Raw genomic sequence first — 16,144 nt, forward strand, 5'->3', positions numbered from 1 at the left:
CTCTTCCACTGTCGGCCGAGGCCGAGGGTGTCGCCGGCGCCGATCATGGCCAGCGAGATGATCGCGAGGGCCTCGACGACGTGGCTGTCGATGATGGGGTTGGTGGTCAGGGGCAGCGACGCCAGGTACATGAAGCCGAGGAGGACGGTCCCGGCGATCGCGGCGATCCGCATCCCGATCCCGAGCATCAGGGCGAGCCCGATCCCGAGGAGGCCCGCCATGAAGAGCCAGTCGGCCCAGGCCGCGCCGGCCATCCCGTTGAAGAAGCTCGCGAACGGTCCTTCGACGCCTCCGAGGAAGCCGGCCGTGGGGCTGCCGCCGTTGATCCAGGCGCGCTCCGAGGGGGTCGAGAACCCGAGGCCGAAGGTCTTGTCGAGGAAGGCCCACACGAAGTAGAAGCCCATGACGATCCGGAAGATCCCCAGGACGATCTGGGTCGGGAGGGTGCCGCGGACCGCGAGGCTCGCGGTCGTGGTCGCCCCGGTGACCTCGTGAGGGACGGCACGTACTGCTCGGGCCGAGCGGGCCGAGCTGGTCGGGCGTTCGATCGTTGCACTCATGTCGTCTGTCTTCCTCGTCTCCAGGACCGGATCCCCTTCCGGTTCGTTGACTCCATTCCACCGGAGCGCGAGGCGCGTGACCTGGGGCGAAGGTCGAGGATCTCGGGGGACCTAGGTCCCGTCGTGGCGGCCCGTCGGGGAGGACTGCGGCACGGTCAGGCGAACGCGGGATACCCGCCCGACGGCGAGGGGCCCCACTCGCGCTCGGCCCACGCGACGCCGTCGGACAGGAGGGCCGCGATGCCCGGGGTGACGTCCCGCAGGTGCTCGGCGCCCCAGCGCCACCGGGACAGCACGAGCTGGCGGTACGACGGCGAGCGGCCCTCCGGCCCGACGCGCGGCCTGCCCTCGATCGCTCCTTCGAGCAGCCAGCCCGTCATGGCGAGGATCCAGCCTGCGCACGCGACCAGGACGTCACGGTTCCAGGCGGGCTCGACGACCGCGTCGGGCAGGTGCCGTCCGAGCCCCGTGGTGAACGCGGCGAGGAGCTCGTCGGTCAGTCCGGGCGGCGGGTCGAACACGCACCAGCACGTCGAGAACGGCATGAGCGTGTAGGCGGCGTCGAGAGCGGGGTGGTGGGCCGTCGTGTCCTCGAGGTCGAGGAAGACCCAGCCGGCGGGCGTGAGGACGGCGTTGTCGGGGCACGTGTCCCCGGGGGAGACGACGGCGGCGCTCCCGGGTGAGCGCAGGCTCGCAAGGGCCTCGAGGTCGTCGTGCAGGAACGCGAGGGTCGCGTCGAGCGGGTCGCGTGCGAGGTCCGTGGGCGTCGGCAGGGCCCCGACGAGCCGGTGCACCCCCGCGCGGGCGTCCGCGTCGAGGTCCCACCCGCGCACGACGCCGCGCGCCGCGAGCTCGGACGAGAACCGCGCGACGTGCTGCCCGGAGGCCCCTGCGAGCTCGCCGAGGGCGGTCGCCCACGAGAGCGCCCCCTGCCAGGCCGCGTCGCGGTCGGTGCCGAGCAGCAGGTCGGCGAGCGTGGGCCCGTCGCCGACGTCGCTCATGACGAGGAGGCGGTGCGCCTCGTCCACGGCCAGGAGCACGGGCGTGCGGTCGAGCGTCAGGAGACCCGCGACCTCGTGCTCGAACGGCAGGCCGTGCGCGCCGGGACCGCCCAGGAAGCGTTTGACCACGACCGTGCTGCCCGGGGCGTGCGCGGCGGCGCGGGTCGTGTCGAGGCGGTCGGTCGTGAGCCCCGCGACGACGCGGGCCCGGACGACGAGGGACCTCGTCGACCCGCCGAGGGTCTCGGGCTCGGCGAGCGCGGCGCCCAGGGCGACGCCGGCGAGCGCGAGGGTCTCGTCGAGATCGGGGACAAGTGTGCGGTCGAGCGCGGGCTCAGGAGCGGCGGACGGCATGCCTCAGTCTGCCCCGACTGCTCCTCGCCCGGGCGGGTGCGACACGGCCGTCAGGACGTGGCGTCCTCGACGTCGGCCGAGAGCTTGTCGACCTCCGTGCGGAGCTCGTCGAGCTTCGAGCTCACGGCCTGGTCGGCGGACTCGACGGCGTCGGACGCGGACTGGAGCCGGGCCGAGGCCTCGTCGAGCCGGGTGCGCGCCTCGGCGACCCGCTGCTCGGCCTGCGCCTTGGCGTCCTCGCTCGCGGTCGCGGCCTCGTCGATCGCGGCCTGGAGGTCCTGCGACGCGGTCCGTGCCGAGGTCACGGCTTCCTCGACCTGCGCGCGCTTGTCCTCGGGGAGCGCGCCGAGCCCGTCGACGAGCGACTGCACGTCGGCCCCGATGGTCTCGGCCTGGGCCTTGGCGTCGTTCAGGAGCTGGTCGAGCTGGTCGCTCGTGATGGTGAACTCGGGGAGGGTGATGCTCCCGTCGTCGCCGCAGGCTCCGAGCACGGACGTGGACAGGACGAGCGCCAGCCCGACGGCGGCACTCCGGCGGGTGCGTCGGGAGCGCTGCGAGGGGGTCGCCTGGAGCGGGGTCGAGGTGTCCATGCGCCCATTGTGCTCGGGCAACCTGAGAAGTCACCCTCAGTGTTCATCCAGGAGGGGTGGCGTACACGCCGTTCGTCGTCCAGGCTTGAGTTTGGCCTTTCTCGCGATAGCCTCGCTACGTCGAAAGACGCAAGACCGGACAATTGGAGTCTCGTGGTGACCTTGCCGACGCACCGTGTGCGTTCACGCCGCCCTGCGGGAGCAGCAGTGAGCCCGCACGACGAGGCAGGCCAGGTCGCCGGCTCGTCCGTCCCCGCCGCGCCTGCGGCGGTGGCCGCCGCCGCGGCTCCTCCACCGTCTGCCCCGACACCCCCGTGCCTCGCCGCGAGCGCTCGCCCGCGCCACCCGTCCCGTGCCGTCCCGTGGATCCTGTCGACCACGCTCGTGCTCGGGTCGGTCATGACGGTCGGGTTCGTGGGGTCGTCCATCACGCACCGAGAGTCCTGGTCGGTCCAGTACGCCGCGCCGGAGACACCGGCCGCGGGTGCTGCGTTCGGCGTGCTCCCCGCGGCCTACGAGCCGCCGCGCGAGGACGTCCAGCTCGAACGGGTGGCGGCCGCGGTCGACCGCTCGGACGAGTACATCGCGACCGAGGCGCAGGTCCCGGACGGCGTGCTCCAGGCTCGCTCGGAGCTCGGCATGCTGCTGGCCACCTACCAGGCGCAGCAGGCAGCTGCCGGTGGGGCCGCTCCAGGGACGAGCGGCGGGACGACGAGCGGGGCCGGGAGCTTCTTCCTGGACGGCCTGGCCACCCCGCCCGCGCCCGCTCCCTTGTCCCCGCAGGCACCGGTCGTCCCCGTCGAGCCTGCGGCTCCCGGGACCTCCGGCGTGATCGAAGGGCCCGCCCCCACGGGGGTCCCCTCCGATGTCGTGGACGCTAGCGCGGCGGCGAGCACCGTGTCCTCCGGCGTGCCCGCGGGCTACGTGCCGGCGGGTGCGGCGGACGCCCTGGCGACCGACCCGGCTCCCGTCTCGCCCGAGCCCACGGCCCCGGTGGCGCCCGAGGGCGCGGACGTGCCGTCGGGCGTGGTGGCTCCCGACGGGACGGTGGCTCCTGACGGAGTCGTCGCTCCTGACGGGACGGTCGAGGACGGAGCGCCGCTCCCCGGTGACCTGACCGGCGACCCGACCGACGAGGACGCGCCCGACCACGACGACCTGGTCACGCTCGACGACGTCGTCGTCGCCGCGACGCGGCTCGCAGAGCTCATGGGTCCGTCCTACGCGCTGGCGCCCGGCGACGTCCTGCCGGCCGCGGGCATGGCGGTCCCCGCCGGCGGCACGCTCGCCGACCAGCTCGCGGCCGTGGTCGCCAAGTACGCCGACAGCACCGCGCAGTACGGCAACGGGCTCCTGCCCGGCTCGGTGCTCTGCGACCTCGACTTCGCCCCCGGGCACAGCCTGCGCTGCGACGCCGCCGAGCAGCTCAACGCGCTCGCGGTCGAGTACCAGAAGGAGTTCGGCAAGCCGCTCCGCATCACCGACTCGTACCGCAGCTACGACGCGCAGGTCGCGGTCAAGGCAGCCAAGCCGTACCTCGCCGCCGTCCCGGGCACCTCGCAGCACGGCTGGGGTCTCGCGATCGACGTCGGGCAGCCTGTCTCGACGGGCCGCAGCGCGGAGTACCTGTGGATGCGGCTGCACGCACCGGACTACGGGTGGGACAACCCGTCGTGGGCGCGGCTCGACGGCCGCAAGCCCGAGCCCTGGCACTTCGAGTTCTACGCGGCCGGCGCCATGCCGGACCGCTACACCGGGGGTGTCCCCGCGACCCCGTCGGCTCCTCCCGTGACGCCGACGACCCCGCCCACCACTCCTCCCACGACGCCGCCGAGCCCGGCCCCCACGCCGAACCCGACGCCCACGACGCCCGCTCCGACGGACCCGCCGACCCCGACGAACCCGCCGACGACGACCCCTCCGGTCGAGACGCCGGACCCGACGGACCCGCCGACGACCACCCCGCCGACCCCGACGGACCCGCCGACGACGACCCCTCCGGTCGAGACGCCGGACCCGACGCCCACCCTGGCGCCGACACCGACCTCGGACCCGACGTCCACGGCCTTCGTGACCCAGGAGCCCTCGGCGACCCCGTGATGCGGTCGCGGGGCGCCGAGGCGGCCGCGTAGGGTGGGGCCCATGTGGATCTGAGCCTGCCCGCGAGACCCCCTTCCTCTCGCGCCCCGACGTCGCCCCGCGACGTGACGACCTCGTCGCGTCCCGGCGCGCTCGACGTCGGCAGGCAGCCTCCTGTGCCGCCGTGGCGCCCTTCCAGTCAGGTGACCCCATGCCCCATGCCTCTCCGTCCCTCCTCACCGCGACGGACCTCACCAAGTCCTACGGCGACCGCACGGTCCTGGCGGGGGTGAGCCTCGCCGTCGACCCCGGTCACCGGACCGGTCTGGTCGGCGAGAACGGCGTCGGCAAGTCGACGCTCCTGCGGCTCCTCGCAGGGATCGAGGACCCCGACTCCGGGTCCGTGACGCGCCCGGCAGACCTCGGCTACCTGCACCAGGAGCTTCCCTACGGCCCGACGACGACCGTCGGTCAGGTCGTCGAGGACGCCCTCGCGGGAGTCCGGGAGATCGAGCGCGCGCTCGAGGACGCGGGCGCGGCCCTCGCCTCGTCGTCAGAACCCGGCAGGGGCACGACCCGGCCCGGCCCGGACGAAGGGTCCACCGAGGTCGACGCCCTCACCGCGGCCTACGACCTGGCCCTCGCGCGCGCCGAGCAGTCGGACGTGTGGGGGGCCGACGCCCGCGCCTCCCGCGCCCTCGCAGGTCTGGGGCTCGACGTGATCCACCGCGGCCGCCTCGTGGCACGGCTCTCGGGCGGCCAGCGCACGCGCCTCGGCCTCGCGGCGCTCCTCATCCGTCAGCCCGGCGCGCTCCTGCTCGACGAGCCGACCAACCACCTGGACGACGAGGCCGCCGAGTTCCTCGCGACGGCGCTGCGCGCGCTGCCCGGAGCCGTGCTCCTCGCGAGCCACGACCGGGTGTTCCTCGACGAGGTCTGCACCGAGATCCTCGACCTCGACCCCTCGCAGGAGGCCAGCTCCGCGGGGCGCACGGGCGGCACGCTGTACGCGGGGAGCTATCGCGACTACCTGCGGGCCAAGCGCGTCGAGCGCGCGCGCTGGGAGCAGCAGTTCGCGGCCGAGCAGGACGAGCTCAAGGCGCTGCGACGGTCGGTCGCGACCACGGCCCGCAACGTCTCGCACGACCGCGAGCGCGGCAACCAGTCCAAGCTGCTCTACGACGCCAAGGGCGAGCGCGTGCAGTCGCAGGTCTCGCGGCGCGTGCGCAACGCCCAGCAGCGTCTCGACACGCTCCTGGCCGAGCAGGTCCGCAAGCCCCCGGAGCCGTTGCGGTTCTCCCCGCCGCACCTCGTGCGTGAGCGGGCGACGAGCTCGTCCCCCGGGCGGTCGGGCGGTCGGCGCGGTTCCCAGGGGGCGTCGAACGGCACCGACGGCCTGGCGCTCTGGGCGCGTGACGTCGTCGTGCAGGGCGGGGCGACCGAGCCCGGTGCCGCGACGCCCGGACGCCCTCGGCTCGACCTGCGGGCTGCGGGGGTCCCGTCGATCGACGTCGCGCCCGGCGCCAAGCTCCTCGTGACCGGGGCCAACGGCTCGGGCAAGTCGACGCTGCTCCACGTGCTGGCGGGGGACATCGTGCCGACGTCCGGCTCCGTGGGGCGCGCGCGAGGCGTCGAGGTCGCCCTGCTGGAGCAGGACGTCCGCCTGCACGACGACGACCGCACCCCGCGCGACCTGCTCGCCCTCATCACGGGGCAGGACCCCGCGGACCGTCCGCTCGTGAACGCGCACGGCCTCGTCGCACCGCGCGACCTGGACCGGCCGCTCGCGGAGCTGAGCGTGGGCCAGCGGCGGCGCGTGGTCCTCGCGATGCTCGTGACCCAGGCTCCCGACGTCCTGCTGCTCGACGAGCCGACCAACCACATCTCGCTCGCGCTCGCCGAGGAGCTCATGGCCGCGGTCGAGACGTGGCCGGGGGCCGTGGTCGTCGCGTCGCACGACCGGTGGCTGCGGCGGACCTGGAAGGGCGACGTCGTGCACCTCGGCTAGACGGGCACGATCAGCTGGGAACGGATCTCGTGGACGACCTGCTTCTGGACCTCGACGGGCGGCGACCCGTCGGGGTAGATGCCCAGCAGGGTCGCGAGCCGGAGCTGGGCCTCCTGCAGGTCGGCCAGGCGGCGGCTCTCGGCCGCGCCGCCCGCGTGCCGCGCCGCCCTGCGCGCCGCCCGCCGGGCGTGGACGGACCGCAGCGCCTCCCTCTCGCCCGGCGTCACGACGTCGTCGGGCTGGTCCGCGAGGACCGCCTCGAACCAGCGGTGGTCGATGCTCCGGGCGTATCGGAAGACGAGGACGAACGCGAGGATCAGGACCACGTACTTGAGGAAGACCGACGCGAAGGCGCCCGCCTCGGACGACGGGAAGAAGATCTCGGGGGCGTTCCACGCGAAGTGCAGGGCCCAGGCGAGCAGGTAGGCCCCGAGAGCCACCGCGACGCGCCGGGCCACGGAGATGCGGAACGCGGTGAGCGCGTAGGCCACGCCGAACCCGGCGATCGCGCTGAACATCACGTGCGCGCCGAACCCGATCAGGACCCTGCTCAGCCCGACCTGGAGAGCCCCCACCGCGTCGGAGCTCGGGTCCGTGATCGCACCCTGCACGATGTAGCTGATGTTCTCGCTGACCTCGAAGCCCAGGCCGACCATCGCGCCGTAGACCAGCCCGTTGAGCGGCCGGGTCACGTGCGCGCGCCCCGCGTAGAGGACCAGGACCACGCCGAGGACCTTGATGAGCTCCTCGTCGGTCGGCCCTGCGAGGGCCGCCGACCAGGAGGCCAGGCCGACGCGCTCGAGCGCCGAGATCAGGTGGTCGTTCGCGACCACGACGATCGTCGGAGCGGCGACGAAGCCCCACGCGTAGGCCGCGAGCAGCAGGGGACCCGGCTCGTCCTCGAACAGGTCGAGCCGCCGGACGATCGCCGTGAGCAGGAGCGTGACGAGCCCGGCGAGCAGCACCCCGATCCCCAGGCCCTCCGGGGTGAGCAGCGCGTCCTGGCGGGCCGCGCGGAGCATCGAGAACCCGGTCACGACCAGGCACACCCAGTAGAGCCAGGTCGCCCACTGGTAGTGGGGGAACAGACCGCGTCGGCGTCGTGCGGGAGCGCCCGTGGGCAGGACCACGGGGACGTTGCGGAGCTGGTCGGTCACGAGATCGTCACCGCCTTCACGAGCGCCGCCACGGCCTCGGCCTGAGCCTGCAGGTCCGACGACGTCCCGTACGCGAGGATCGAGACGCCTCCCTGGGCCTGCTGCCGCGTGACCTTGACCGTGAGCGACGCGGCCGCCGGGCCGTCCGACCGGAGGACGCCCGAGACCTCGGCCGGGTCGCCCTCGGAGACGATCCGCGCGTCGTACAGGCTCGTGCCCGTCGAGAGCTCGGCGAGCCGGGCGCGTCGCGTGAAGAAGACGTTGGCGTTCTCGACGCCCGAGACCACCTCGATCTCGACGCCGACCCCGGCACGGTCGACGGTCAGGCTCGCGCCGTCGAACGTGGACCCGCTCGCGTCGCCCGACGGGCTGATGTCGGCCGTCGTGGACCATCCTGCGGGGAACCGGATCGTCGCGGTCGAGGCGCCGTCGGACACCGTCACGATCCTCCCCGCGGGGATCTCGGTCTCGGTGGCCGGGGTGCCCTCGTCGACCGCGGTGGGGACGAGCCACAGGGCGACCATGGCCAGCAGCACGAGGGTCGTCGCGACCGACCCGACGCGATCCATCCCGAAGCGTCCCCGACGCTCGGGCCGCAGGAGCGGGGGAGGTTCGGGGTGCATCGTGCTCCTCGGGTCGGGCCGGCGGGACGTGCCTCCGATGCAAGCACCGGCCGACCGGGACCGCGACCGCTGGCCGCCGCGGACGACGGGGGGAGGTGGCGTGGACGAACTGTGCGGGCCGCTTCCTCGTGCGGTGGGTGTCGGCGGCGGGGCCTAGGGTCTGGGGAATGAGCGAAGAGCGAGCACGCGCCGCACTCGAGGCGTCCGGGATCGACTTCACCATCACCCGGCACGGCCCGGTGGGCTCTCTCGAGGAGGCTGCTGCGGCACGGGGGATCGACCCGGCGAACATCGTCAAGACGCTCGTGGTCCGTCGTGGTGACGACGACTACCTGTTCGTCCTGGTGCCCGGAGACCGGACCATCTCGTGGCCCAAGCTCAGGGCCCTCCTGGGCGTCTCGCGGCTGTCCATGCCGGACAAGGACGTCGCCCGCGAGGTCACCGGGTACGAGCGCGGCACCATCACGCCGTTCGGTTCCACGACCGCGTGGCCGGTCGTCGCGGACACGCGCGTCGTCTTCCGGGACGCGGGCTCCACCGCGGCGGAGAGCGCCGTCGGGCAGGACGAGACGGTGGCGGACCTCCTCGGCGAACCGGGCGGCGCTGCGCCGCTCGTCTCGATCGGCGGGGGCGCGTTCGGCGTCGCGGCGACCGTCGACGGGGCACGCCTCGCGGCCGTCCTGGGCGCGCAGGTCGCGGACGTGACCGAGCCGGTCTAGCCTCACAGGGTTTGACCATCACGGGCCCCGACCCCGGGAACACCGTTCATTGCCCGATCGTTGACCAGGAGGACGGTCCGCGAGGACCAGCCTCACCGACTGACGGAGCACGAGAAAGCATGACCATCCCCAGCACCTTGGACGCAGGCATCACCTACGAGGCGACCCCGGAGGGCTCCCTTATCACGCTGTGGGGAGAGATCGACGCAGCCCTGCGGGACCGTGCGAGCGACGCGATGGCGCAGGTCATCACGCATCCAGGTCCCGTGACGATCGACGTCGGCCAGGTGACCTTCATCGACTCCTCGGGCATCGCCTTCATCCTGCAGGTCTACATGCTGGGTTCCGAGGACGGACGCCCCGTGGTCCTGCAGGACCCGACGAGCACGCTCGAGGACCTGCTCGAGATGATCGGCATGGCGGGCACCATCCCCATCGTGAGGACGGCCTCCGCAGGGTCCTAGACGTCGTCTCGACGGTCCTCGATCGCAGGCGGGGTGCCCCACGGGGCGGCAGCGTCGGTCGGCCGTTCGGGCTCGATCCTGTGGCGGACCGGCGCCTCGACCTGCTGCGTCCCGTCGGGGGCGGGGAGCTCCTGCGGCAGCTTCTGCCGGAACGCCGAGAAGTACAGCCCCACCAGCACCCCGCCGACCATCATGATCGGGAGCTGGGCGGCGCTGAACCACATGGCCGAGGAGGCCACGAGCAGACCGAACGTGACGGGGACGGCGACGTCCAGGGTCCTGCGGTCCACGACGGCCTCCGGTGCTGATCGGTGTGAACGAGGAGCGTAGCGCGGTGGGTCGGCCCGCCGGAGGGCGTGTCACGCCTCGGCGCCCGCGGTGCTGTGGGTGGCTCGGGCTACCGTTCGGGTCATGCGCATCCTGCACACCTCGGACTGGCACCTCGGCCGGACGCTCCACGGGGTCGACCTGCTGGGCCACCAGGCGGCGTACCTGGACCACCTGGTCGAGGTGGTGCGTGCGGAGGGCGTGGGGGCGGTCCTCGTCGCGGGGGACGTGTACGACCGGGCGATCCCGCCTGTCGACGCCGTGAACCTTCTGTCGGACACGGTCGCGCGGCTCGCGGAGCACGCGGACGTCGTGCTGACGCCCGGGAACCACGACTCGGCGATCCGGTTGGGTTTCGGGGCGTCGCTCATGCGTCCGGGGGTCCACTTCCGGACCCGTGTGCCCGACGTCGGCGCGCCGGTGATCCTGGACCCCGCCTCGCGCGGTGGTTCGGGTGGGCAGGTCGCGGTCTACGCGGTGCCCTACCTCGACCCTGACGGCGTGCGGTGGGAGCTCGCGGACGGGTGCTGCGAGGACGCGCCCGACGCGAGCGAGGCGCCCGGACCGGCCGCCGAGCGGCGACCGCTGCCACGTTCGCACGAGGCCGTGACCGCCGCGGCCATGCGGCGGATCGGTGCCGATGTGGCGGCCCGCCGTGAGAGTGCCCCCGGCGACCGGTTGCGGAACGTGGTCATGGCGCACGCGTTCGTGGTCGGCGGCCAGGCCTCGGAGTCGGAGCGGGACATCCGTGTCGGTGGCGTGGACTCGGTGCCGGCCGGAGTGTTCGGCGGGGTCGGGGTCGACTACGTGGCCCTGGGCCACCTGCACGGCCCCCAGAAGGTCACCGTGCCGATCGATGTTTCACGTGGAACCACAGGCCAGGGCGGTGCGGGCGGGACCGTGGCCCGGTACTCGGGGTCGCCGCTCGCGTACTCGTTCTCGGAGATGCACCAGAAGAAGTCGACGGTCCTGCTGGACCTCGACGCGAGCGGCGAGGCTCGGACGGAGCTTGTCCCCGCCCCGGTGCCGCGACGTCTCGCCGAGGTCAGCGGGACGCTCGACGAGCTGCTCGGGGAGGCCGGTGACGCACACACCGACGACTGGCTGCGGGTGTTCGTGACGGACGACTCTCGGCCCACCGAGATGTACGCGCGCATCCGTGCGCGCTTCCCGCACGCGCTCCAGGTCCAGCACCGCCCGGCTCGGGGTACCGAGCGCGAGGTGGTCTCGGTCGTCGGCTCGGGGCGTGACCCGCTCGAGGTGACCCACGAGTTCGTCCAGCACGTCACCGGATCGGGACCGAGGACGAGCGAGGCAGCAGCGCTGCGCACGGCGCTCGAGCGGGCCCTCGCGAGCGAGCGGAGCGCCTGATGCACCTGCACTCCCTGACCCTCCAGGCCATCGGTCCCTTCGCGGGGACCCACCGCATCGACTTCGCCGAGCTCGCGACCTCGGGGATCTTTCTGCTCGAGGGACCCACCGGCGCAGGCAAGTCGACCATCATCGACGCCGTGGTCTTCGCGCTCTACGGCAAGGTCGCGTCCGAGGCGGCGAGCGAGGACCGGCTGCGGTCGGCCTATGCGCCGCCCGAGGTCGAGTCGTTCGTCGACCTCGTGTTCGAGACCGGCTCGGGCGTGTACCGCGTGCGGCGCAGCCCCGAGTTCCAGCGCCCCAAGAAGCGCGGCACCGGGACCACGACGCAACAGGCCGGCGTCAGGCTCTGGCGGCTCGCAGGGGCTGACCAGGCCGGGCTCGTGGCGGGTGAGGCACACGGGCCGGGTGCGCCGTGGGGCGACTCGGACGACGTCCCGGGTGAGCTGCTCTCGACGAGGCTCGACGAGGCCGGGCTCGAGATCCAACGGGCCATCGGTCTCGACCGACGACAGTTCGTCCAGACCATCGTGCTCCCGCAGGGAGAGTTCGCGAACTTCCTCCGGGCCGACCCCGAGCACCGCCGCGACCTGCTCCAGAAGGTCTTCGGCACCGAGATCTACGACAGGGTGCAGAGCGAGCTCGCGGCCCTGAACCGCGAGGCACAGAGCGCGGTGGCCGCAGCCAGGTCGGTCGCCGCGGGGTCCGTCGAGAGCTTCGTCGGCGCGGCGGGGCTCTCGAGCGAGGACGCTGCGGCGCTGCGCGAGGCCGCGCGAGACGACGCACGGCTCGCGGGCCCTGTCGACGAGACCCCGGTCCCGGACGACGACCTGTTCGCGGTCGCGGACCTCGCCGTCGGGGAGGACACAGGGACGCTCGCACCCGTCGAGCCCGAGGCCTCGGTCCGGACCCTCGTCCACCGGCACGTCGGCGTGCTCGAACGGACCGCAGCAGAGCTCGGCGCGCAGGAGATCACGGCCAACACCGCGCTCGTCGCGGCCCGCGAGGCCTTCGAGGCCGCCCGTACCGTGAGCACCGCAGCGGTGCGACGCGACGAGCTGCTCGCCGAGCAGGCCGCCCTCGACGCCGCGGCCGACCAGGTCGCGCTCGACCGGGAGACCCTCGCGGCCGCGCGTCGCGCCGCGGTGGTGGAACCCGTGCTCGCCGGAGCGCGCCGGGCAGCGGACGAGGCCACCGCTGCCCAGGAGCGCCTGCTCCTCGCGAGGACCGGTGTGCCCGAGTCGTTGGCGGTGTCCGACGTGTCGGCTCTCGAGGTGCTGCGGTCGAGCCTGTCCGCAGCCGAGGCGCGACTGGTGCGGCTGTTGCCGCTGGGCGAGTCGCTCCCGCGCCGGGACCGCGAGCTGGTCGACGGTCGCAAGGAGACCGACCGCGACCGCGAGGAGCGCACGCGGACGCTCGCCGACCTCGAGGCCCGTCCTGCGGCTCGCGCTCTGCTCGAAGCCCGGCGGGACGCCCTCGCCGACGCCGCAGGTCGGCTCGGCGAGCGCCAGGAGAGGGTGCTCGCCGCCGAGTCCGTGCTGCGTGCCGCACGTCAGGCCGTCGCGACGGCCGCTGACCTCGACGCCGCGCGCGAGCGGCAGGACACCGCGGTCGCGGCAGCGCGCACGGCCGCGGACACCGAGCACGCCCTGCGGACGGCCTGGCTCGGAGGGATCGCCGGAGACCTCGCGGCAGAGCTCGAGCCCGGCTGCCCCTGCCCGGTCTGCGGCGCCGAGGAGCACCCCGCTCCGGCCCGCACCGGAGCCGAGCACGTCGGGCGGGACGCGGTCGAGGCGGCGGAGACCGCTCGTCGTGGCGCGGAGCAGTCCGTGACCGAGGTCTCGGCCGAGGTGGCCACCCTCGCCGAGCGGCTCGACGGGCTCCTCCGGACGGCAGGCGGAGTGACGCCCGGCGACGCCCTCCAGGCGGTCGACGCGGCCAAGGCGCTGGTCGCCGAGTCCTCCGCCGCGGTCGCCGAGCGAGCCGCAGCCGCGACCGCTCTCACGGACTTCGACACCGAGACCGCAGCGCTGACCGCCCTGGCTGCGGGGCTCGCCGAGCGGATCGCGGGCGAGACCGCGCGCCTCGACGCGCTCGGGGCGGGGATCGAGCGGGACCGCCAGGAGATCGCCGCCGAGCTCGACGCGACCGGGCCGCTCCTCGCGGACGCCGCCCTGCCCGACGCACTGGCCGACGAGGGGTCCCCTGCCAACCCCGTCGCGGTCATCGAGGCGGCCCTCCGGGACCGTGGCCTCGCGGTCACCGCGCTCCTCGATGCCGAGTCCGCCGTGGCCCGCACGTCCGACGCCGTGGCCGCCCGCGCGGCCGAGGTCGCGACGGTCGTCGCCGAGGCCGGGTTCGACGACGAGCAGCACGCGATCGCCGCGGTCCGTCCGCCCGCGGAGCGGGAAGCCCTCGAACGGCGCCTGCGTGCCGCGGACGCCGACGCCGAGCGCGTCCGCCGGGGGCTCGCCGAGGAGGCGATCGCGACCCTGCCCGCGGACGTGGAGGTCGACCTCGCGGGGGCGCGTGACGTCGTCGGGCAGGCGGAGACCGCCGAACGGCGAGCCGCCCTCCACGCCAACGGTGCTGCTCAGCGCGCACGGCTCGCCGCGCGCGCGGCGAGCGAGATCACCTCGGCCGTGGAGGGGTGGGTCCGCGAACGGGAGGCGGCAGCCCCCGTGGCCCGCATGGCGAGCCTCGCCGCCGGGTCCGGCCCGGACAACGCCAAGGCGCTCTCGCTCGCGACGTACGTGCTGGTCAGGCGCTTCGAGGACGTCGTCGCGGCAGCCAACGAGCGGCTCCGGGAGATGTCCGACGGGCGCTACGAGCTCGAACGCTCCGACGAGAAGGAGGACGTCCGGACGCGCCGGACCGGGCTCGCGATGAAGGTCCTCGACCACCGCACCGAGGCGGCACGCGACCCGCGGACGCTCTCGGGCGGCGAGACGTTCTACGTGTCGCTGTGCCTCGCGCTCGGCATGGCCGACGTCGTGACGGCCGAGGCGGGCGGCGTGGACCTCGGCACCCTGTTCGTCGACGAGGGGTTCGGCACGCTCGACCCCGAGACCCTCGAGGCGGTGCTCGGCGAGCTGGGCAAGCTCCGCGCGGGTGGCCGGGTCGTCGGCGTGGTGTCCCACGTCGACGCGCTCAAGCAGTCGATCGCCGAGCGCATCGAGGTCAGGCGCCTGCCGAACGGGGCCAGCACGCTCGCGGTGCGGGCGTAGCACCCGGACGACGGGGCAGCGTTGTCACAACCCCGTCCCCTCGGCGCTCCCTCCTAGGGTCGGCCCCCGCAAGGCGTCGCCGGCAAGGAAGGGGAGGACACCATGGACGACCACCGCCTGGACCGCGAGCTGCGCCGCATGGAGATCATCGCGCGCCTCGAGACGCTGCGGGTCGCGGGCCGCGAACGACCGCAGGGCGCCCAGCGCCGTCTCCTCGCGGTCTCGGTGCGCGCCCAGGAGATGCGCCCGCGCCTGCCGTGAACTGGGCCCGGCCGGCGGGACCCGGCCGGCGGGACCCGGCTGACCCACCGGCCCGGGCTCGCGGGGATCAGCCGCCGAGCGCCCGCGCCCGCAGCAGCACCGCGTCGAGCATCTCGGGCGTCAGTCGCCCCGTGAAGGTGTTCTGCTGGCTCACGTGGAAGCACCCCAGCAGCGTCAGGTCGCGCCCGTCGGGGTGCGCGAGCCGCACCTCCGCCCCGTGCCCGAACCGCGGGCGAGGTCGCGGCACGTCCCACCCCTGGTCGTCGAGGGTCGCGAGGAGCGCCTGCCACCCGAAAGCGCCCAGCACCACCGCGACCCGCGGCCCGACGAGCTCGAGCTCGCGCCCCAGGTACGGCGCGCACGTGCGACGTTCGAGCGGGGTCGGCTTGTTGGCGGGCGGGGCGCAGTGCACGGGGGCCGTCACGCGGATGCCCGTCAGGGCGAGGCCGTCGTCGGCCCGCACGGACGTCGGCTGGTTCGCGAACCCCGTGCGGTACATCGCCGCGAACAGGAAGTCGCCCGAGCGGTCGCCCGTGAACATGCGTCCCGTGCGGTTCGCGCCGTGCGCGGCCGGAGCCAGCCCGACGACGAGCACCCTCGCACGGTCGTCGCCGAACCCGGGCACGGGCCGCGCCCAGTAGGTGTCGTCGCGGAACGAGGCCCGCTTCACGGTGGCGACCCGCTCGCGCCACGCGACCAGGCGCGGGCAGGCCCGGCAGCCCACGAGCACCTCGTCGAGTGCCGCGACGCTCCCCGCGGAACGGGCCTGGAGGGGGTACGTGGCGTCGTCGGGCCCGACGGCGCCGCCCGCCTCGCGAGGCGCGGCGCCCCGCGGAGCGTTCACCGGCCGGACCTGGCCGGCGTCATGCCTGGGGCGTGACGAGCTGCTGCAGCGCCCAGGTGTTGCCGTCGGGGTCGGAGAAGTACGTGAACCGGCCCCAGGGCAGGTCCTCGACCGGCGGGGCGTCGATGCCGTGGTCGAGCAGGTGCTGACGCGCCTCGTCGGCGTCGGGTACGACGATCTGCAGGCCGCGCTGCCCGCCCGAGGGCATGTCGGTCATGTTGACGTCGAGCACGATCGAGCACGCCGAACCCGGCGGGGTCAGCTGGACGAACCGCAGGTCGTCGTTGACGGGGATGTCGTGGTCGGGGTTGAAACCGACCTGGTCGACGTAGAAGGCCTTGGCCCGGTCGATGTCCGACACGGGCACGGGGACGAGCTCGAGCTTCCAGTCCATGGTCGTCGCTCCTGGTGATCTCTGCTGACGGTCGCGGCCCGCGGGACGACGGGCACACCTTCACCGTACGAAGAGAAGCGGTCACCCGCTGGCCGGGACGCCCTTCGGTGCCGACCCTGCGGTGGGCGCCCGGCTTCCGAGGAATCCGGACGCCGGTCTCTTTTT

At 74.1% G+C, this 16,144-nt stretch carries 15 protein-coding genes; 7 read left to right on the forward strand and 8 right to left on the reverse strand.

The genetic code is table 11. The features are described from left to right. The 3 genes from ACFWFR_RS09765 to ACFWFR_RS09775 form a co-directional block, all read right to left on the reverse strand. The coding region (locus tag ACFWFR_RS09765; RefSeq protein WP_377622689.1) for a DoxX family protein at positions 1–560 on the reverse strand (560 nt) is incomplete at its 3' end. A 155-nt stretch (positions 561–715) separates the two neighbouring features. Continuing rightward, positions 716–1,915: a hypothetical protein gene (locus ACFWFR_RS09770; protein WP_377622691.1), complete on the reverse strand. Its 1,200-nt coding sequence runs from the start codon at positions 1,913–1,915 to the stop codon at positions 716–718. Between the two features lie 50 nt (positions 1,916–1,965). Beyond that, a complete protein-coding gene (locus ACFWFR_RS09775; protein WP_377622693.1) occupies positions 1,966–2,505 on the reverse strand; it encodes a hypothetical protein in 540 nt (179 codons plus the stop codon). Between the two features lie 207 nt (positions 2,506–2,712). On the opposite strand from ACFWFR_RS09775, the gene ACFWFR_RS09780 reads away from it, so the two are divergent. Both ACFWFR_RS09780 and ACFWFR_RS09785 read left to right on the forward strand, forming a co-directional pair. Next, positions 2,713–4,605: a D-alanyl-D-alanine carboxypeptidase family protein gene (locus tag ACFWFR_RS09780; RefSeq protein WP_377622695.1), complete on the forward strand. Its 1,893-nt coding sequence runs from the start codon at positions 2,713–2,715 to the stop codon at positions 4,603–4,605. A gap of 190 nt (positions 4,606–4,795) precedes the next feature. Continuing rightward, positions 4,796–6,592, forward strand: a complete 1,797-nt coding sequence (locus tag ACFWFR_RS09785) for an ABC-F family ATP-binding cassette domain-containing protein (RefSeq protein ID WP_377622697.1) — start codon at positions 4,796–4,798, stop codon at positions 6,590–6,592. Here the strand turns inward: ACFWFR_RS09785 and ACFWFR_RS09790 are convergent. Together ACFWFR_RS09790 and ACFWFR_RS09795 are read right to left on the reverse strand one after the other, a co-directional pair. Beyond that, complete coding sequence (locus ACFWFR_RS09790; protein ID WP_191803743.1) at positions 6,589–7,749, reverse strand: PrsW family intramembrane metalloprotease; 1,161 nt, start codon at positions 7,747–7,749, stop codon at positions 6,589–6,591. The genes ACFWFR_RS09785 and ACFWFR_RS09790 overlap by 4 nt on opposite strands. Continuing rightward, the gene (locus tag ACFWFR_RS09795) at positions 7,746–8,372 is read right to left on the reverse strand and encodes a hypothetical protein (RefSeq protein ID WP_191803745.1); all 627 of its coding nucleotides are present in this window, start codon (positions 8,370–8,372) and stop codon (positions 7,746–7,748) included. Before ACFWFR_RS09795 ends, ACFWFR_RS09790 begins: the two co-directional genes overlap by 4 nt. Positions 8,373–8,539: 167 nt before the next feature. Between ACFWFR_RS09795 and ACFWFR_RS09800 the strand changes: the two genes are divergently transcribed. Beyond that, on the forward strand, positions 8,540–9,091 hold the full coding sequence (locus tag ACFWFR_RS09800; RefSeq protein ID WP_377622699.1) for an aminoacyl-tRNA deacylase: 552 nt from the start codon (positions 8,540–8,542) through the stop codon (positions 9,089–9,091). Positions 9,092–9,210: 119 nt separating this feature from the next. Beyond that, positions 9,211–9,555 (forward strand): STAS domain-containing protein, encoded by a 345-nt coding sequence (locus tag ACFWFR_RS09805; RefSeq protein ID WP_191803749.1) that lies wholly within the window; start codon positions 9,211–9,213, stop codon positions 9,553–9,555. On the opposite strand, the gene ACFWFR_RS09810 is transcribed toward ACFWFR_RS09805, so the two are convergent. Beyond that, complete coding sequence (locus ACFWFR_RS09810) at positions 9,552–9,845, reverse strand: hypothetical protein (RefSeq protein WP_377615686.1); 294 nt, start codon at positions 9,843–9,845, stop codon at positions 9,552–9,554. The two genes, ACFWFR_RS09805 and ACFWFR_RS09810, sit on opposite strands and share 4 nt — an antisense overlap. Before the next feature lie 121 nt (positions 9,846–9,966). Between ACFWFR_RS09810 and ACFWFR_RS09815 the strand changes: the two genes are divergently transcribed. From ACFWFR_RS09815 to ACFWFR_RS09825, 3 genes are all read left to right on the forward strand, one after another. Next, on the forward strand, positions 9,967–11,253 hold the full coding sequence (locus ACFWFR_RS09815) for an exonuclease SbcCD subunit D (protein ID WP_377622701.1): 1,287 nt from the start codon (positions 9,967–9,969) through the stop codon (positions 11,251–11,253). Then, on the forward strand, positions 11,253–14,480 hold the full coding sequence (locus ACFWFR_RS09820) for an AAA family ATPase (RefSeq protein ID WP_377622703.1): 3,228 nt from the start codon (positions 11,253–11,255) through the stop codon (positions 14,478–14,480). The genes ACFWFR_RS09815 and ACFWFR_RS09820 overlap by 1 nt, the downstream gene beginning before the upstream one ends. A 102-nt stretch (positions 14,481–14,582) precedes the next feature. After that, positions 14,583–14,741 carry a hypothetical protein gene (locus ACFWFR_RS09825; RefSeq protein ID WP_191803757.1) on the forward strand — a complete coding sequence of 53 codons (159 nt, stop codon included), beginning with the start codon at positions 14,583–14,585 and terminating at the stop codon, positions 14,739–14,741. Between the two features lie 67 nt (positions 14,742–14,808). Here ACFWFR_RS09825 and ACFWFR_RS09830 read toward each other — a convergent pair whose 3' ends face one another. Both ACFWFR_RS09830 and ACFWFR_RS09835 read right to left on the reverse strand, forming a co-directional pair. Then, positions 14,809–15,585, reverse strand: a complete 777-nt coding sequence (locus ACFWFR_RS09830) for a uracil-DNA glycosylase (protein ID WP_377622705.1) — start codon at positions 15,583–15,585, stop codon at positions 14,809–14,811. Between the two features lie 19 nt (positions 15,586–15,604). Next, entirely contained in the window at positions 15,605–15,979 is a 375-nt protein-coding gene (locus tag ACFWFR_RS09835; RefSeq protein WP_377622707.1) for a VOC family protein, read from the reverse strand. Positions 15,980–16,144 lie beyond the last annotated feature (165 nt).

Origin of the sequence: Oerskovia sp. NPDC060287 (genome assembly GCF_042726775.1) — a bacterium.
Classification (GTDB): domain Bacteria; phylum Actinomycetota; class Actinomycetes; order Actinomycetales; family Cellulomonadaceae; genus Oerskovia; species Oerskovia merdavium.